This is a genomic window from Anaeromassilibacillus sp. SJQ-5 (assembly GCF_054108045.1).
In genome coordinates this window covers 3,218,549-3,237,234 of the sequence record NZ_JBPJWQ010000001.1, presented here as the reverse complement: position 1 = coordinate 3,237,234, position 18,686 = coordinate 3,218,549, and the positions used below count along the sequence as shown (strand labels likewise).

Sequence of the window (18,686 nt, the reverse complement as noted above, 5' to 3'; positions counted from 1 at the left end):
GCGCCCGTCATTCAGCCGGGGGATGGGACTGGCGGTAGCCGGTGGGAGTCTCGCCAGTCAGCCGGCGGAACACCTTGGAGAAATACAGCTGATCCTCATACCCCACGGCGTGGGCGATGCTTTTAACGGACAGGTTGCTGCTTGAAAGCATGGCGCAGGCGCTCTGCACGCGGAAGCGGGCCAGGTATTCGTTGGGGGAAACGGCCAGGAACCGGTGGAACAGCCGGAACAGGTGGGTGCGGCTGATGCCGAGATGGGCGGCGATATCCTCCACCGACAGGGGCCGGTGGTAACGGGTGGTAATGAACTGCAGGGCGCTCTGCACATAGCCATAGCCGTCGTCCATCGGCCGATCGGGCGGGAATTTCTCCATATAGGTGCTCAGCAGCACATGGAGATAGCCAGTGGCCCGGGCTTGGTGGTACTCCTTATGGCCGTCCCCGGCAGCGAGAATCCGGCGGTAAAGCGGCTCCATCTCCTCCCGGGGAAGGGGCGGGGCCACGGGACAGCCGAAGGAGAAGCCGGTCTGCCTCAGGAGGGCGGCGGCCTCGCTGCCGCAGAAGTCCACCCAGATGTATTCCCAAGGAGCGGCGGGGTCGGGGGCGTAGCGAATGACGGCCCGGGGCCGCACCAAGAAGGTGCCGCCGGTTTCCACCGGAAAGACCCTGCCGTTTTCCTCGAACACGCCCCGGCCCCGCAGGACATAGTGCAGAATATAAATTTCCCGCATGCCGGGGCCGAAGCTGTGCAGGTCGGCGCAGTCCTGGGTGCTGCCGCTCAGGTAGGTGACGGGATAGACATTGCGGGCCCAGCCGGGGGCATTTATCAGCTCCATCATGACGACTCATCCTTTCCGCCGGGCATGGCGCGGGGGAATCATGGTACGATATTCCATATGGTGGGAACGATAGGAGATAGAAAACCCGGGGCTTCCGTGTTAGAATGAACCCGATCGGTCACCCGTCCGCGGGGGATCAGACTAACGAGGAAACGGGGTCAGAATCATGGTCAAGAATTTACCGGCACTGGGCTTCAACACCTGGAACACCTTCGGCGAGAATATCAACGAGCAGCTGGTGCGCGACACGGCGGACGCCATGGTGTCCACCGGCCTGCGGGACGCGGGCTACACCTATCTGGTCATCGACGACTGCTGGGCGGAAAAGGAACGGGACGACAGCCACCGGCTGGTGCCCAGTCATGAAAAGTTCCCCTCCGGCATGAAGGCGCTGGCCGATTATGTCCACGGCAAGGGGCTGAAGTTCGGCATGTATTCCTGCGCCGGCAACCAGACCTGCGCGGGCTATCCCTCCAGCTTCGAGTATGAGTTTATCGACGCGGCCACCTTCGCCTCGTGGGGCGTGGATTTTCTGAAATACGACTTTTGCAACCGGCCCGCTCACGTGCCGGGGCACATTCTGTACAAACGCATGGGTGCGGCGCTGGCGAACTGCGGGCGGGACATTCTGTTCAGCGCGTGCAGCTGGGGCGCGGAGGACACCAAGAGCTGGATCAAAACCACCGGCGCGGGTATGTGGCGTTCCACCGGGGATATTTTTGACAACTGGGAATCCATCAAGTCCCTGTTCAACCAACAGGTGGACATCCAGGCCTACAACGGGACCGGCTGCTTCAACGACATGGACATGCTGGTGGTCGGCATGGGCGGCGCCGGCAACGTGGGCATGGGCGGCTGCACCTTCGAGGAGTACCGCACCCATTTCACGCTGTGGGCGATGCTCAATTCCCCGCTGATGATCGGCTGCGACATCCGGAACATCCGCCAGGAGTCCCTGGATATCCTGACCAACGCCGACGTGCTGGCCGTCAATCAGGATCCCGCCTGCCGTCAGCCCTACATCATCTCGGGCGGCGCCGACACCCCGGTCATCGTCAAGCTGCTGGAGGGCGGCGACTTCGCCATCGGCATGTTCAACATGACGGACGAGGTGCGCGGCCCGCAGTTCACCCTGGCGGACATGGGACTGGGCCGCGTGTGCGGCAAAACCCTGGAGATGCGGGAACTTTGGAGCGGCAAGACCGCCGCGCCGCAGGATTACCTGTATCGCGAGGTCATCCAGCCCCACGACTGCCGGATCTTCCGCGCCCGCGTCGTCGACGCCCGCTAGAATGGACACGTGCTATCAGTGCGGCCGCCGGCTGACGGCCGACGAAATCGGCGCCCATAAAAAGCTGGTCAACCGGGGGGCGGAGACGTTTTTGTGCAAGGCCTGTCTGGCGGCGAAATTTCGGGTCAGCGAGGCGCTGATCGACGAAAAAATCCGGCAGTTCAAGGCCATGGGCTGCACCCTGTTCGCCCCATAAGCGCGGGATGATGAAATGGCGCACGCCTGCGCTTATCATACTGGATTCCACGACGAAATGCAAGACCGGGAACGGACGAATCCGTTCCCGGTCTTGTTGATCGGCTTATTTAGATGCCGCTGCCTTGCGCGGCGGAGGCGTTGGCGTCCCGGAGGGTCAGGGTGAGGCTCAGCTGCCGGTTGCCTCGGAGGACGACCACGGCGAGCTGGTCGCCCACGCTGCGGCCTTGCAGGGCCGCGTTGTAGTCGCTCATCGAGTCGATATCCTTCCCATCGATGGAAAGAAGCAGGTCGCCCGACTGGAAGCCGTCGGTATTGGTGGTCACTTCATAGACATAGACACCAGTGCGGCTGACGCGGTACTGCATAGCGGTGGCCTCGTCAGTCAGGTCAATGGGGGTGAAGCCAGTATCCACGCGGCCGGAGACATAGCCCTGGCTGATAAGCTGTTCGATGACGGGCTTGGCGGTGTTTATCGGGATGGCGAAGCCCAGACCTTCCACGCCTTCCTTGGCGTATTTCGCGTTGACGACGCCGACAAGCTCCCCATTGCTGTTGAACAGGCCGCCGCCGGAGTTGCCGGGGTTGATGGCCGCGTTGGTCTGCAGCAGGGTCATGGTTTGATTATCGATGGTGACTTCCCGGCTCAAGGCGCTGATGATGCCGCTGGTGACAGTGCCGCCCAGCTCGCCCAGGGGGTTGCCGATGGCAACCGCGGTTTCGCCCACGACCAGGTCGTCGGAGCTGCCCAGCACCGCGGGGGTCAGGCCGCTGGCCTCGATTTTGAGAACGGCCAGGTCGGTATCGGGATCGGTGCCCACCAGATTGGCGGCGTAGGACTTACCGTCCCGGGTGCGCACGGTGATGCTGTCCGCGCCGGCGACAACGTGATTGTTGGTGACGATATAGCCGTCGGCCGACAGGATGACGCCGCTGCCCGCGCTCTGGCTGACCCGCTGACCGCCGTAAAAGCTGCTCGACACGGTTTCGGTGTTGATTTCCACCACCGAATCGGCAGCTTTGGCGGCCACCTCAGCCACCGAGAGACTGCCCTTATTGGTGTTGTTGGAGACCGACTGATAGAAAACGGGCTGGCCGCCCGAGGCGCCGGAGGACGAGGCGGTACTGTTCAGCCGGCTGGCGAGATAACCGCCGCCGAAGCCGCAGCCCAGGGAGAAGACCATGCAGGCGGCCATTACGGCGGCAAAAGCGCCTTTGCGGCGGTCGCGGCGGGGCTTCTCACGGGGCGCCGGCGGTTGCGGGGCCGCGGCCCAGGGAACATAGGCGGCGGGCGGGGGAGCCGGGGATTCCGACTGCGGATTGTCGGCGGAGGCGGTTTCCACGCGGGTCCATCCGGTTTGGACGGTATTATCGGGCTGGTTATCCGGGCCGATAGGCTGATAGGGATTATACATAAGGGTTTCCTCCTTTTTGTTGTTAACCAGGTGGGGGGAAGTATCCCCTCGTCATGGTTTTAGTATAGGCCCCTTATGTGTCGGTTGGTTGGAGAAGAATGAGGAATTTTTTAAATAAGCTGTGACAAAAATATGTCCTGCGCTATGATTTGGTCATAAAAAAGCGAGCGGGTTACCGCTCGCTTTTTTGTACGTGTTAATCCTTACCCTGCCGCCGGCGCATGCTTTCCAGCAGCTGCAGACGGAATTCATATTCCCGCTTTTCCTTTTTAATAATGGCGTCCAGAACCATGCCGTTGAAAAAAGCCATGAGAGCGGCAACCATTACAAAGCCGCAGACGATGAGCGTCGGGAAATTCGGGACCAGTCCGGTCCGGATATAGGGAACTAAAACTACCGGTATGAACACGAGAGCATCGATAACCGTCAGTACAGCGGCAAGAACCGTGAAAAAATGAAAAGGCCTGTAATTTCTCCATAGATCGAATATGGTTTTCAGTACGGACAAGCCGTCGGAAATCGTATTGAGCTTGGATACACTGCCCTGAGGCCTGTCCCGATAATCAATAACGACGTTGTCCACCGACATATTTTTGTCCACCGCGTGAATGCTCATTTCGGTTTCGATTTCAAAGCCGCGGGACAGCACGGGAAAGCTTTTGACAAACTGGAAGCTGAAAGCGCGATAGCCGGTCATGATATCCTTGATCCTGCTTGAAAACAGCGCATTGATACTGGAACGAACGAGCCGATTCCCCATGTTATGAAACGGCCGCTTATTTTCCGTGAAATACGTGGAAGACAGACGGTCGCCGACCACCATATCAACCTGTTTGTTCAACACCAAATCCGCCATTTCTCTGGCGTTTTCAGCCGGATACGTATCGTCGCCGTCTACCATAATATAGCAAGCGGCATCAATTTCTCGAAACATGCGGCGAATGACATTACCTTTGCCTTGCTGATATTCATGACGCACAACCGCACCCGCTGCTTCCGCGATTTTATCCGTATGATCGGAGGAATTGTTGTCATAGACGTAAATGACAGCTTCCGGCAGAACCTTCTTGAAATCGGTGACAACTTTTTCAATTGTTTGGCTTTCGTTATAGCAGGGAATTAAAACAGCGATTGTATCCATAAAGATTTCCTTTCACGGTTATTGATTGGTTCTTTCTTGGGACGCGCTTTCCTCGGTTAAGACAAAGCTGATGAGCAGAGGAACCGACATAACAATGGGATATACATAGCGATACAAAACTACCGGTCCCAGAAGCAGGGTCAGCCATAGAGCAACCAGGAAGCTGGCAGGAACCAGGTATCTGTATTTTCTCTGATAAAGGCACCATGCTATATATAGAAAAACAATCCAAACCATAAACCCAGAGCTAAACAGCATGGATATAATCGGAATCTTCTGATAGCTATTTTTATACGTCAGCGTGTCGTAAAAGTTCGACAGCCATTCCATGCCGGACGGCGGGGTTCTTTCAACAATGAAAAAGGAGCCTTGAGCATTTTGCTGAGTGGATATATATTCCCAATACGGATGATACGCCCCTGGATCCCGGTAATTCATATCTGGATACCATAAGCCAACGGTGATGCGCAGGAAAGCGTCAATATACGTAGTGGGACATCGCAAACCAATACGCGCCCACAGTTTGATAAATTCGCCGGGCTTCTCGCGAAAACGCGCCGCATTAAACGTGTTTTTCATAGAATCCGAAATCGAGGTGAAGGTGGAATAGTGCTTATAGCCCGGAATGTAGTCTTCAATAATTTCTTTTTCTTCCGCGGTGAGCTTATCGGGCGCGTAAAGCATGACCCGGGACAACTGCATGCACGGGATACTCATCATTTCTCTCAAACCGTCAAATTTTTTCCCTTTGCACAAAGTGGTGATCGGTCCCGAGTATACCAGGAACAAAACCACACACGCTGAAAAAATGGCCAATACTCTCTTCCATTGCTTTCTGAGCCATATAAAACAAAAAATCATACCAAAAAAGAAAATATAAATGCCTTGGCTGCGGAAAATCATCATGAAGAAAGTGACTAGGACGCATACCAAACAAAATAGGTTCTTTTTTAAAAGGGAAGGATTTTCGGCTATAAGCAATAGGCCCAAAATCATTAGAGCAAAAAGAGCGGAAAATATAACGTCTTTGGTTGCGGAAAAAGACATTAACGCATTTACCGGCAAAAACATAAAAATCAGTAAAAACGCCGCCCGAATCAATACGGATGTATTCCTGCGCGCCATATAATAACAGATGGCGGCAAACGTCGCGGAAAGACAGAGCATTTGAAACAGGGAATAAACAAGCATGCCGATTTCCGGGCTGCCAAAGAGATTGCCCAGAGTCACCACACAGAACCCTAAGAGATAGGTATGGATCAACGGATGGTGCAAATAAATGGAGCCGGAAAGATAGTACCCGATTTGATAAACGCTGTCATAGGCATATATGCCAGGGAAAGAAGCGATCAAACCGGGAACCCATGCCAAAAAAATGAGCAGCCAGCTGATAAAAAACACCTTTTTCCATCCGAAAACACGTGTGGAAAAATTCTCCAGCTTTGAAATCTTTGTGACCGCATTCCACTTGGGGAGCGTCGTCAAAATCATGACGATCAGTGCCATGAACAGCGGGGTGCCAGCAAGAATACGCAGCCATGTAAACGTTTTATTTAAAAAGGCATAATTCCGCTGCAGAATATTGGCGCCGCATATCATAAAAGCCGAAAAGAAAAAGCCGAACACACCGGACACCACAGCTAACCGCTTGTTTATGCGCAAATAGGCGGCCCGTATCAGCCAAAAGAGGCCGACAAAAAGCACGACTGAAAAAACACTGTTGCTGATGGGATACCGACCGGCATCGAGCTTCAGCATAGACGTTAGGGCCCACAAGGATAAAAATGCTGACATAAGACACAGTATATTCTGTTTGATTTTAGGCATGCGCTTCCTCCTCCGTTATATACAGCTTTTGAGCGCCTTCAAAACAGCTGTATTCCCCATTTTCTCCAGCAGTATTCCCACTTAACCACCGTTCATCCCAGAAGAAGGGCGAGGCCGCTCGGCCCGACAGCGCTCCTTATTCCCACTCGATGGTGGCGGTGGGCTTGGGGCTTAGGTCGTAGCAGACGCGGTTGACGCCCTTAACCTCTTTCAGAATCCGGTCGGTGATGCGGAACAGGATCGGCCAGTCCACGGCTTCCACCGTGGCGGTCATGGCGTCCACTGTGTTGACCGCCCGCAGGATCACCGGGTACTCGAAGCAGCGGGCGTTATCCCGCACGCCCACCGACTTGAAGTCGGGCACGACGGTAAAATACTGCCACACCTTCTTGTCCAGGCCGGCGGCATGGAATTCCTCCCGCAGGATGGCGTCCGCCTCCCGCACGGCCTCCAGTCGGTCGCGGGTGATGGCGCCCAGGCAGCGCACCCCCAGGCCCGGGCCGGGGAAGGGCTGGCGGTAGACCATCCCGTCCGGCAGGCCCAGCTCCACGCCGCAGGCGCGCACCTCGTCCTTGAACAGCTGCCGCAGGGGCTCCACCAGCTCGAAAGCCAGATCCTCCGGCAGACCGCCGACATTGTGATGGGATTTCACCATTTTGGCGGTTTTGGTGCCGCTTTCCACAATGTCGGGGTAGATGGTGCCCTGGGCCAGGAAGTCGATGCCCTCCAGCTTGCGGGCCTCTTCCTCGAAGACGCGGATGAATTCCGCGCCGATGATTTTCCGTTTCTGCTCCGGATCGGCCACGCCGGCCAGCTTGCCCAGGAAGCGCTCGGAGGCGTCCACATAGACGAGATTCGCACCCAGCTGCTTCTGGAACACCTCGACCACCTGCTCCGGCTCGCCTTTGCGCAGCAGGCCGTGATTGACGTGCACGCAGGTGAGCTGATCCCCGATAGCCCGCAGGAGCAGGGCGGCGACCACGGAGGAATCCACGCCGCCGGACAGGGCCAGCAGCACCTTTTTATCGCCCACCTGACGGCGAACCTCTTCGATCTGATCCGCGATGAAATTCGGCATATTCCAGTTGGCCTCGGCCCCGCAGACGTCGAACACGAAGGGACGCAGCGCGTCGGCCAGCTTGTCCTCCTCCGGCCAGGCCGCCAGCTGGCGCTCCGTTTTCGCCGCGGGGTGATCCACCGCCAGCACGGGCAGGCCGCAGGCATACACCTCGTCAGCCACGAAAATCTCGCGCCCGTCCACCACATGGTTGGGGCCGCCGTTGACAATGACGCCCTTGACGCCGGGCAGAGCGGTCAGCTCGGCGGCGGAGATGTCGTGCGGATAAATCTCGCTGTACACACCCAGCGCGCGGACAGCGCGGGCGATGGTGGTGTTTTCGGTGCTGCCCAAATCCAAAATGACAATGCGATCCTGTTTCATGCGGGAACCCAGCCTTCCTCTGATAAACTTCCTTTATTTCCTATAGGAGACTATACCACAGGTCGCCCCCTCCAGTCAAACGGTTTGCATTCCGGACGGTCAGGAGGTATAATAAAACAAGAATACCGCTTGGGGAGAACCGTTATGGAGTACAGAAAAGTGGCTTTGGAGGAAATCGATCGGCAGCTGTTCCGCGCGTTTGTCCGGCGGCAGGACGTTACAAAATGCTGGCGGAAGGAGGGCGGCGACTGGGTAATCCGGGACATCGCGTTTATCGACGACTGGAGCGAGGCGGATTATGCGTATCTGGTCACCTGCCTGCGGGGGACGCTGGAAGGTGGGGGCGTGCTGTTCGGCGCGTTTGAGGGCGGTGTGCTCAAGGGCTTCGCGTCGGTGGAGGGCCGGCCGCTGGGGAGCCGGGCCGACATGCTCGATCTTTCGAGCCTGCATGTCTCGCGGGACCGGCGGGGCCAGGGCGCCGGCAGACGGCTGTTCACCCTGGCGGCGGGCTGGGCCAGGGAGCACGGTGCCAGTAAGCTGTACATATCCGCCCATTCGGCGGTGGAAACCCAGGCGTTTTACCGGGCCATGGGCTGCGTGGAGGCGGCGGAATACGACCCCCATCACACGGCCAAGGAGCCCTGCGACTGCCAGCTGGAATACCGGCTGACGGCAATCTGAAATCTGGAGACTGGTGTATGGAGAGGGATTCCATTTCGCGCACACTGCGGCGGTTTTCCAACATGCGTTACCTGCTGGTGCTGGAGGGCATCGGCGTGGGCGCGGCGGCGGGGCTGGTGACGGTGCTGTTCCGGGCGGTGCTGAGCCAAGGGGAAACGGTGCTGCACGCGGCGCTGGCCTTCGGGACGGCCCACCCCTATTTTATTCCCCTGTGGTTCGTCATCCTGCTGGGGGCTGCCGGGCTGGTGACTTACCTGCTCAAATGGGAGCCGCTGATCAGCGGCTCGGGTATTCCCCAGGTGGAGGGGGAGATGCAGGGACGCATCCGCACCGTCTGGTGGCGGGTGCTGCTGGCCAAGTTCTTAGGTGGCCTGCTGACCATCGGGGCAGGGCTGGCGCTGGGCCGGGAGGGGCCCTCCATCCAGCTGGGCGCCATGGCCGGCAAAGGGGTCTCCCGGCTGACCAAGCGGGTGCGCACCGAGGAAAAACTGCTGATGACCTGCGGGGCCAGCGCGGGGCTGGCTGCGGCCTTCAACGCGCCGCTGGCCGGGGTGCTCTTTTCCCTGGAGGAGCTGCACAAGAACTTCTCGCTGGATGTGCTGCTGCCGGCCATGGCCTCCTCTATCACGGCGGACGTGATTTCCCGCAACATATTCGGCCTGAAGCCGGTTTTTGATTTTTCGGGCATCGCCATGATGCCGCTGAAAAACTACTGGCTAGTGCCGGTGCTGGGGCTGATTCTCGGCCTGTTCGGCGTGCTGTATAACCTGTGCGTCGACAAGGCGCAGAACCTGTACGATAAAATCAAAATTCCCTATATCAAAACCGCCATTCCCTTTATGCTGGCGGGGATCCTGGGCTTTGTCTGGCCGGCCGTCCTGGGCGGCGGCCATGGGCTTATCGCGAGCCTCACCGGGCAGACCGCCCTATGGGGGCTGTTGGGGCTGCTGGCCGTCCGGTTCGCATATTCCATCCTCAGCTTCAGCGCGGGGGTGCCGGGGGGGATTTTCCTGCCGCTGCTGGTGCTGGGCGCGGTGGCGGGCAGCCTGGTGGGCGGGACGGCGGCCGCCGTCGGGCTGGACGTACATCTGGAGAATTTCGTAATTCTGGGCATGGCGGGATATTTCGCGGCAGTGGTGCGGGCGCCGGTGACCGGCATACTGCTCATCTGCGAAATGACGGGAACGCTGTCCCACATGCTGTCCCTGGCCATGGTGTCCCTCATCGCCTACGCCACGGCGGATTTGCTCCGCTCCAAGCCGATATACGATCAGCTTCTGCACCGGATGCTGCGCAAGCGCCGGCCGGAGGCGGAGAAAGCCGCCTCCGGGGACAAGGTGCTGGTCAACGCGCCGGTGCACCTGGGCGCGCCGGCCTGCGGCAAACGGATCGGCGACGTATCCTGGCCTGCAGGGTGCCTCATCGTTTCCGTCCGGCGGGGCGAGGAGGAGCTGGTTCCTAAAGGGAACACCCGGCTGCGGGCGGGGGACGATATCACCGTGCTGTGCGACGAATACGACAGCGAAGAGGTATACCGCGCGCTGGAGGAACAGTGCAAATCCACCGTCATTCCCCGCCGCACTCATTTGAAATAAGAAGGGAGGCCCGCCGTGGTCCCTTTTCTGCGTTTCTTACGGCGTTTCGGACGGCGGAGCGCCCGCTATTTCACCCATTTTCAAAAGAGCGTCGCCGAGAAAAACTGGATCGCCATCCGGCGGGTCAGCGTGTGCAGCCTGGCGCTGCTCACCGGCTATTTTGTCATGGCTCTGTTTTGTGTTCCGGCAAACGATTCTGCTGGCGACCTACGGGGCGTTTATCCTCCCTTACATCGGGCTGGTGGCTTACACCCGCCGGAAAAAGGGCGTCCCCTCCGCGCGGCAGGCGGAGGCGGTCTGCCTTGCCTACATCGTCCTCATCATGACGTTCATCACCATTATCACCGTGTTTCCCTATCCCGGCAGGCCGGCGATATTCTTTTCTCTGTTCTGCCTGCTGATGAAACAGAATCTGAACATAAAACGTAGAATCATCTTTATTGGCTGTATTTTTATGTTGTGTTTCTTAGTGGTATTATTTGTAGCGATACGCGTAGTTTTATCTGTTAAAAAAGCTTTAAATGGTACCACAGCAATAAACGCCCATATAGAGCCTTAAAGCAAAATTGTTTTAAAATTGTTTTGAAGACTACCCCATTGGCTTGCTACATACCAGTGGGGTAGTCAACCTATTTTTCTATTTACGGCAACAAAAGGCAACTAGATGATCACGACCGTGAAGTACGGGTTTGGGTACGACGGGATCGGGAACCAAACCAGCGTGACGGTGGGGAACGGGAGCGCGTTGAAAACGCTGATGAGCAACAGTTATGACAGCATAGCAGAAAAATCAGCGCTAATGTCGGAAATAAATTCTTTGTTAGACCTACCTGCCAGACGAGCCTTGTTCTCGGCCAATGGCGATGACAGCATCCTGCTTTGAGGATTTCAAAACAGCTTCCCCCCGTTTTTTGAGTTGTTCTATTTTCAACGACCGCATAAATGAGAGAATCAAAGCCACCGCCACAATCATAGCGATAAAGTCCGAAATCGGCGCAGCGAACAAAATGCCCTCGATACCAAAGAATTTAGGAAGAATCAGGATCAGCGGAATAAAGCAAACAATATCTCGTATCATCGAAGAAACAACCGCTTGCACTGGTTTTCCGACCACCTGAAAGAAAATAGAGGTCATTTTTATAATACAAGTGAACGTGACCAGCGAAAGGAAGATACGGAATGTTTTCTCGGCAAAATCCCAATAATCTTTGGGGTTCGGTATGTTGGTCGGTGTTCCGAAAATACCAACAACCGCCTGCGGCGCTAATTCGAATAGTAAGGTAGAAATTACGCCGATTACAATCGTACACAGAAGAATGGATTTATACAGTTTTTTTACTCTATCGTAATTCTTTGCACCGATATTATAGCCAATAATCGGCTGACAACCAAGAACAATTCCAACAACCAAGTTGATTACGACGGTAAAGACCTTGCTTTCGATTCCGATAATTGCAATCGGTATATCCACGCCATAATGCGACATTGCGCCGTACTTTGCCAGCATAATGTTGCAGACCAGCGAAATAATAACAATCGTCATCTGTGTAATAAATGAAGAAGCACCAAGTTTTAGAGCCCAAGCAAACGCTTTGAAATCGGGAATAAAGCTTTTCTTTGTAAGTTTGAAGGTCTTGGTACGGAAAAAGTAAAGAAAACTAATCACAAAGGAAACAAACTGCCCAATAACCGTCGCGAGAGCAGCGCCCTTCATACCCCAATGCAAACCAAAAATAAATACCGGATCTAAAATGATATTTATAATTGTGCCAACCAGCATTGAAGCCATAGACCAAGAGGGGCTTCCATCTGCACGAATAACGGCATTCATCATATTAGAGAGCATATACACGGGGAAAAATGCTAAAATGATATTGAAATACTCGATTGCCATACCAATGCTGTTTTCCGAAGCACCGAATAAGGTTAGGAGTTGTGTCTTTAACGGAAAAAATACAATCATCAGCACAACACTCGCAAACAGCGTAATAACAATTCCTGTTCCGATCGCCTTGGGTGCAGACTGTGTATCCTTTTTACCTTGACAGATGTTCAAATAGACGGCACAGCCATCGCCAAAACACCAAGCAAAGGCTTGGGCGATGATAAAGATCGGAAAGACAACACCAGTTGCCGCATTCCCGAGCGCACTCAATTCACTGTTGCCGATAAAAACTTGGTCAACAATATTATAGAGTGCGCTTACCAAAAGGGAGAGTATGCAGGGAATAGAAAATTTCAGCATCAGTTTTGATATTTTTTCCGTTCCTAAAAATTGACTGTTTTCAGACTGGTTCATAAGGTCCTCCTTGAAATTATAGTTGGAGTCTTTATCAGAGAAAAAGCTGCCTGAAAACTACGAAGAACAAAGAAAAAAGAGCGTAGAATCGTCGTGATTCTACGCTCTTTCGGCTGTTCGACCCGTATATTTTATATTAGAAAACTGTTTTTGTCAAGAGATCAATCGCCGTCGGTAGTGTCAGATAAAATCAGCAAATTCCTTAGCTGTGAGAAGCAACTCATAGCCAAGGGGCTTTTTGTCGTCTCTATCAGCCCATAAACATCGGGGGATTTTGACCTTTCAAGTTATTCGAACTCGATCGTGGCCGGGGGCCGGTAAGCCCCCGGTAGCGCTCGCCTCTTTATTCCCACTCGCTCCTGTCAGAAGTTTTCTAAACAGATTTGCTTATGGGAATTAGCTCAGATTATTGGCATTCTTTTCATTATTCAGATAGTAGAGGCTATCTGATTTTTTGTTGCCATGGTGTTGCCAGCAGTGTAACTGCGAAACTCTATGCAAGAATTATTATACCATACAAAAAGCCGCTCATCAAATTTATTACTACGCTATCTTGAATACTTTCTACTATCCACTTCAAGTATCTATCGATTGCTTGTTTTGCTGTTTTGCCCAGTCATTAGCCTCTTGCACATGTTTGGGATCTTTATAATACTCACGAATTGAAGGCAATAAAATTCTAGCAAAGCTTTCAATCTGCCATTCTGACAGTTCAAAATTCTCCAAGTTATATTCTTCAGTATACGTTGTCTCAAAGTTCTCGTCAAAATGTACGACTATCATCGGCACTTTTGCTGCTTTAAGCTTTTCTTCAAGTTCCATATTTCTCCCACCAAGCTAAAAAAGATATAAATATCTGGCTTTTTAGTTGTCCGGTATGAACTTTCGCATACTTAAAATAAATGTGGTTGAGCATGAGACCAAAGAAGCAATGAAATTTCGCAATACTTTATGTTGACGGCTACGATATCCGGCTTCAAATGATATATAGGCTTACTCGCTCATATAATCCAGCATTTGCTGATTCAGTGTTTCCTTTACTACTCGCCACTCCGGAAAAAAGGTATCCATATACTTCTGGAATTGCTCGTTGTGATTTCGCTCCAGCAGGTGTACCAATTCATGGGTCACAACATAAGCGAGACACTCTGGAGTTTTCTTTGCAAGCTGGAGGTTAATCCAAATTCTTTTCCGGTCTATATTGCAGGTTCCCCACTTGGTACGCATGTTTTTGACCTTCCACTCAGATGCATGGACACCTACAACCTGTTCACATTTTTGAATCACTTCCGGCAGCTTGCTTTTTAGTTGCTCCCGATACCAGTCATTCAAAACACGCTCGCGCTGCTCCGGAGTGCTTTCAGGCCGCACTTGTAAAATCAGATGCCCGCCTGTAAGGGATACCTCATTCCTAACATTTGAGTATTGCACATCCAAACGATAACGCCGCCCCCAGACATAGTAACTCTCTCCAGTCACATACTGTCGCTTTGTTTGACGTGCTTGAGCCTCAAAGCTCGCACGCTGCTTTTTAATCCAGGAAATTCTGGATACCGCAAACATTCGGATCGCGTCATCCCCAGCAGAGTGCGGTACAGTAATTTGGACTTTCCCATCGGGCGGCAGAACGCGGATGTACATATTCTTGATGTTCTTTTTTGTAACGGCAATACTCACGTTGCCGATTTGCAGTTCATCCACTAAAATTCACTCTGCTCCTTTACCAATGCAAGCAACTGATCGGCTTCCTGGTCATCTTTTACGACAGCACGAATAGCACGCCAGATTTTACGCTCTTTGATTTTGCTTCCCCGGAAATTGTCCTGTTTGCTGGACATGACAGCGTTATATATCTGATTGGCCACAACCGTATCCCCGTTAAGATGGTCATAAAAGGCTCGCTTGGCGGCACTCTCCCGGATTCCCGAAGGATATTCTGTGCCGCTTTCCGGCTTATGTACCTTTCTTGCCAGTTCCACAATCTGACGCAAATACTCCTCATAGTTGATCACGTCATTTTTGCGCTTTTCAATCAATTCTCGAAGAAGCGCAGACATCTTCTCATAGTATTTGGGGTTACTTTGGATTCTTTCAACAATTTCCTTGCCAATATTGTTTTCAATAGTCTCTGCAACTGCTTCCTGCTCTTTGGGTGTAGAGGCAGGCATATCCTTCAGCGCAGAAATTCCGTTGTCTACCAACAGCTCCACCAGTGTTGCTCCTCCAAAGGAGGTCAACACACGACTGGGATCAGCCGACAAATAAGTATCGATTAAATGGCGCATGTCCGGATCATATTTCTTCAAATCCACATAGTCACCACTAGCCAGACGCACATCGTCACGCACCTTGATGTAGTAGGTAACTTCTCTCTCCAGCGCCTTGATCTGTTCCACGGTATAGTGGTACTTTTCTTGCAATTCACCCGATACTTCACCAAAAGCGCGAAGAGCTGTCGCTGACAGATTGTAAAGCTGTTCCCGCTTGGGCATATTTTCTTCCAATTCATCCAAGTCAAAGGATTCGGTGTTGACACCGCAGAAATAATGGTAGTAGTCTACCATATCTTTAGGCGGTGCCACAGGCTCGCACAGTGCGCGCAGAGCTTCCAGAGAATCCTCCAGCTGTTCCTTGGCCTTGTCCAAACGATCTGTCAGCAGGCCGGAGACATCTTCCTTATCGTAGCAGTCAAATGCTTCGGAGGTATAGTCTGCAACCGCATTTTCCAAGGATCGAAACAGGTCTTTGTAGTCAATAATATACCCAAATTCCTTATCTTCACCATCCAAACGATTGACGCGGCAGATTGCCTGGAACAAGCCATGGTCTCGCATGGACTTATCAATATACAGGTAAGTGGCAGGCGGAGCATCAAAGCCTGTCAGCAACTTATCCACCACGATCAGCAGTTTCATCTGTTCCGGCTGCTTGATAAACTTTTCCTTGACCTCTTTTTCAAATGCCTTCGGGTCTTTCCCACCCAGCATCTTCATGTAGATCTCGTATTGCTCCACAGCCTCGGTCTCACCATCATCACCTACGGTTTCAGTGCGAATATCACCCACCGCTGGTTCGTAAGAAGTCACGATGGCGCACTTGCCCTTCAGCTCGGTCTCCTGGAACAATTCATAGAATTTGCACGCCTGATAGATACTGCCAGCCACCAGCATGGCATTACCCCGTCCATCATGCAGGCGCGGTTTTGTCTCCATATCAAAAACAATATCCGCTACAATCTGTCCCAACCGGGCTTTGGAGCTAAACATCTTTTGCAGATTGCCCCATCGCTGTTTCAGCTTAGCTTTTGCCACACCGGTCAGCCCGCGCGTTTTTGCCTCAAACCAAGCGTCGATCCGATCCTGCTGGACAACATTCTGCTCTACTTCACGAGCTTCATAGCGCAGATCCAAAACCACTTTATCCCGCACTGCTTCATCAAACTTGTAGCGATGGATGTAAGGGCCAAATACCTCCAGACTGGTCTCCTTATCCTTTTTCATCAATGGAGTACCGGTGAAGCCGATAAAGGTGGCATTCGGCAAAATGGTTTCCATCGCTTTGTGGAGTTTGCCGGATTGGGTACGGTGGCATTCATCCACAAAGACATAGAAATCGCCTTTGGGAGAAAAGTTTTCCGGCAGTGAGCGTTTCAGCTCTTCAATAAATCCAGCATAGTCGGTCTCGCCGCTCTTGCCTCTGTTTTTCTTGCCAAACTTGTGGATCAGGGAGCACATCATGACAGGCGAGGTGTCGTTGATCTTCTGAATCAATTCGCTTCCCCGGCGAATACGGACAATGCTCTCATTGACCCCGGCAAACACCTGCTCGATCTGCACATCCAGCTCGTCCCGGTCGGTGATAATCAGGATACGGCTGTCAGAAATATTTTCCTTAATCCACTTGCTGAGCCACACCATGGTCAAGGATTTTCCGGAGCCTTGGGTGTGCCAGATGATGCCGCCCTCATGCCGCCTTATAAAATCCCGCGCTGCCATATTTCCGAAGAACTGATTAGGCCGACAGGTCTTTTTCACTCCGCTGTCAAATACGATAAAATTGTGCAGCAGCTCTACAAGCCGCTCTTTCCGGCACAGAGAAATCAGGTTTTTGTCCAGACGCAGGGGATATTTTCCGATTTGAGCGCGTACCGCTACGGAAACCTCATCTTTGGCATTGGAATCTTCTTTCCAAGAAAGATAATACTTTTCCGGAGTGCCAGTAGTGCCGTAACGTGCCCCTTCCGAATCATTGCCTGCCAGGACAAGCCCAACGGTGGCAAAAAACTGCATAATCATATCCGGGCGCTGGTTGGTCAGGTTCTGGCGGATACCCTCCGACATGGAAACGGTGCTGCGCTTCAGCTCTATGACAGCAAAAGCGATACCGTTGATGTACAGCACAAGATCCGGACGTTTATGCTTGATAGTTACTTCCTCGGCGATGTAAAAGTCATTTTCCAGCGGATTTTCCCAATCCACAAACTGGACGGTAATCTTATGCTGGCCGACAGACTCGCTGACCTTGACCCCATAGCGCAGCTTTTTATAAGTCTGCTCGTTCAAATCATAGAGGTTCACCGACTGATCTCCGGCGGCATCTTGCAGCTCCTTCAAGGCGCGGTTGATAAGTACCGGCGAATAGCCCTTGCGGGTCAGAAATTTCGTCAGCAGTTCGGTTTCAATATTGGCGTTTTTTCGCTCGGTGAAATCGCCCAGATAGGTGTACCCAAGTTCCTGGACAAATAGTTTTATGACACGCTTCTGCGTGGCTTTTTCCCGTTGGCCAATACTCATGGCTTTCCTCCTTCGTTTGAATATAATTCATCGAAGCAAGCTGCATGTCGCGAAAAATCCAACTCAGCAATATTTTGAACAATTGCTTGGTTCCAATACTGGTATCTTGGATTAAAAAATAGGTTCTTGCGCATTTCCTTTGGGTATTGGGGATCAAACATATCCATCACACAAAAGGTTAATGCCCAACTTTGGATTGGAACAGTAAACTTTATGTTTCGCGTTCCTATTTTTTTCAAGAATCGTGCGGACTGCGTTAATATCCACTCATTTTCAGGTGACCACTCCGTTTTTGTATCCCAGCATCGTACGATGGTATTTATTATTTTACAAAAGATGCTTGCGACATTGTCTGCCAGTTGAATCAGTTCCTCTGCTTGACTATCTGCAAACTTAACAGTCACATCGAAATGTTTAAGTTCTTGTTTTAACATTTCATCGATACCTGAAATATTATCATGAACAATATCAATTTTTCTGGTATCACAGTTGCGCTCAATTTCAATTACTTCCAACAACTCTGAGAGAGCATTAAGATTAATAAGATTAGCAAATTTCCGATTTGAATAACTTCCAAACTTTAGAAAGTCATTTACAAACGTTTCTTCAATTCCTCTGTTCTGAATCTCTGAAACAGCCCAAACTAATCCATTTCCAGACGTTGGAATATGTTGATATGAATAGTTCTTTAAGTATTCAAACAGTTCGTGCACACTTGTCTCTGTAGCTCGCTTTGTTAGTTTGCAGAATGTAGCAAATAGCTCATCTTTTTCTTGCGAAAGGTCACTCACCAACGAGTAATATTCTACCGGGAACTGTTCTCTTGCTTGTTCTCCCAAAATGGCAAATAGCAAAAGCGATGCCAGGTAGAATTTTTTATCATACAAACATATCGAAAAATGGATATCATCTAAAATATTGTCCAAGAAGTATTCTAGAGCATTGTTATTTTCTTTTGTAAACAGGGAGTTTCCTTTCAGCTCTTTCTCAGATGCAAATTGACTCTTAAATGCTGTATATTTCTGATGAAGCAGCTGTTCACTTTGCATATCATGAGTAACAACAGCTGCCAAACAAAAATGGCGCTGTGTTCCATAATTTAGTTTTGTATTCTTATCAGTTATGCCACCAGTGTTTCCTGCTTCATCTAGAAATAGACGCATTAAACAT

The 18,686-nt window shown here is 52.1% G+C and carries 15 protein-coding genes; 5 read left to right on the top strand and 10 right to left on the bottom strand.

Annotated features, from left to right (window positions below; all coding sequences use genetic code 11):
* Positions 1-7: 7 nt before the first annotated feature.
* Positions 8-838: an AraC family transcriptional regulator gene (locus tag ACSAMM_RS13990; RefSeq protein WP_457791906.1), complete on the bottom strand. Its 831-nt coding sequence runs from the start codon at positions 836-838 to the stop codon at positions 8-10.
* 166 nt (positions 839-1,004) lie between these two features.
* Here ACSAMM_RS13990 and ACSAMM_RS13985 point away from each other — a divergent pair, with 166 nt between their 5' ends.
* Positions 1,005-2,129 (top strand): glycoside hydrolase family 27 protein, encoded by a 1,125-nt coding sequence (locus tag ACSAMM_RS13985; RefSeq protein ID WP_457791905.1) that lies wholly within the window; start codon positions 1,005-1,007, stop codon positions 2,127-2,129.
* Between the two features lies 1 nt (position 2,130).
* Positions 2,131-2,325 (top strand): hypothetical protein, encoded by a 195-nt coding sequence (locus tag ACSAMM_RS13980; RefSeq protein ID WP_178724406.1) that lies wholly within the window; start codon positions 2,131-2,133, stop codon positions 2,323-2,325.
* Between the two features lie 109 nt (positions 2,326-2,434).
* On the opposite strand, the gene ACSAMM_RS13975 is transcribed toward ACSAMM_RS13980, so the two are convergent.
* The 4 genes from ACSAMM_RS13975 to guaA all read right to left on the bottom strand — a co-directional run bounded on the left by ACSAMM_RS13975 (position 2,435) and on the right by guaA (position 8,148).
* The gene (locus tag ACSAMM_RS13975) at positions 2,435-3,739 is read right to left on the bottom strand and encodes a S1C family serine protease (protein WP_457791902.1); all 1,305 of its coding nucleotides are present in this window, start codon (positions 3,737-3,739) and stop codon (positions 2,435-2,437) included.
* Positions 3,740-3,935: 196 nt separating this feature from the next.
* A complete protein-coding gene (locus ACSAMM_RS13970; protein ID WP_177691688.1) occupies positions 3,936-4,880 on the bottom strand; it encodes a glycosyltransferase in 945 nt (314 codons plus the stop codon).
* Positions 4,881-4,898: 18 nt separating this feature from the next.
* Complete coding sequence (locus tag ACSAMM_RS13965) at positions 4,899-6,707, bottom strand: DUF6020 family protein (RefSeq protein ID WP_177691689.1); 1,809 nt, start codon at positions 6,705-6,707, stop codon at positions 4,899-4,901.
* A gap of 136 nt (positions 6,708-6,843) precedes the next feature.
* Positions 6,844-8,148 carry a glutamine-hydrolyzing GMP synthase gene (gene guaA, locus ACSAMM_RS13960; protein WP_178724415.1) on the bottom strand — a complete coding sequence of 435 codons (1,305 nt, stop codon included), beginning with the start codon at positions 8,146-8,148 and terminating at the stop codon, positions 6,844-6,846.
* 144 nt (positions 8,149-8,292) lie between these two features.
* Between guaA and ACSAMM_RS13955 the strand changes: the two genes are divergently transcribed.
* The 3 genes from ACSAMM_RS13955 to ACSAMM_RS13945 all read left to right on the top strand — a co-directional run bounded on the left by ACSAMM_RS13955 (position 8,293) and on the right by ACSAMM_RS13945 (position 10,983).
* Positions 8,293-8,829, top strand: coding sequence for a GNAT family N-acetyltransferase (locus ACSAMM_RS13955; RefSeq protein ID WP_457791900.1), 537 nt, complete (start codon positions 8,293-8,295; stop codon positions 8,827-8,829).
* Between the two features lie 62 nt (positions 8,830-8,891).
* Positions 8,892-10,424: a ClC family H(+)/Cl(-) exchange transporter gene (locus ACSAMM_RS13950; protein ID WP_457791898.1), complete on the top strand. Its 1,533-nt coding sequence runs from the start codon at positions 8,892-8,894 to the stop codon at positions 10,422-10,424.
* 178 nt (positions 10,425-10,602) lie between these two features.
* Positions 10,603-10,983: a hypothetical protein gene (locus tag ACSAMM_RS13945; RefSeq protein WP_457791897.1), complete on the top strand. Its 381-nt coding sequence runs from the start codon at positions 10,603-10,605 to the stop codon at positions 10,981-10,983.
* A 267-nt stretch (positions 10,984-11,250) separates the two neighbouring features.
* Here the strand turns inward: ACSAMM_RS13945 and ACSAMM_RS13940 are convergent, their stop codons facing one another.
* The 5 genes from ACSAMM_RS13940 to ACSAMM_RS13920 form a co-directional block, all read right to left on the bottom strand.
* Entirely contained in the window at positions 11,251-12,723 is a 1,473-nt protein-coding gene (locus ACSAMM_RS13940; RefSeq protein WP_457791895.1) for an MATE family efflux transporter, read from the bottom strand.
* Positions 12,724-13,299: 576 nt separating this feature from the next.
* Complete coding sequence (locus ACSAMM_RS13935) at positions 13,300-13,545, bottom strand: hypothetical protein (protein WP_289520338.1); 246 nt, start codon at positions 13,543-13,545, stop codon at positions 13,300-13,302.
* A gap of 171 nt (positions 13,546-13,716) precedes the next feature.
* Positions 13,717-14,424, bottom strand: a complete 708-nt coding sequence (locus tag ACSAMM_RS13930; RefSeq protein WP_457791893.1) for a M48 family metallopeptidase — start codon at positions 14,422-14,424, stop codon at positions 13,717-13,719.
* Positions 14,424-17,516 (bottom strand): type I restriction endonuclease subunit R, encoded by a 3,093-nt coding sequence (locus tag ACSAMM_RS13925; RefSeq protein ID WP_196011535.1) that lies wholly within the window; start codon positions 17,514-17,516, stop codon positions 14,424-14,426. Before ACSAMM_RS13925 ends, ACSAMM_RS13930 begins: the two co-directional genes overlap by 1 nt.
* Positions 17,513-18,679: a DUF3800 domain-containing protein gene (locus ACSAMM_RS13920; protein WP_196011537.1), complete on the bottom strand. Its 1,167-nt coding sequence runs from the start codon at positions 18,677-18,679 to the stop codon at positions 17,513-17,515. Before ACSAMM_RS13920 ends, ACSAMM_RS13925 begins: the two co-directional genes overlap by 4 nt.
* Positions 18,680-18,686 lie beyond the last annotated feature (7 nt).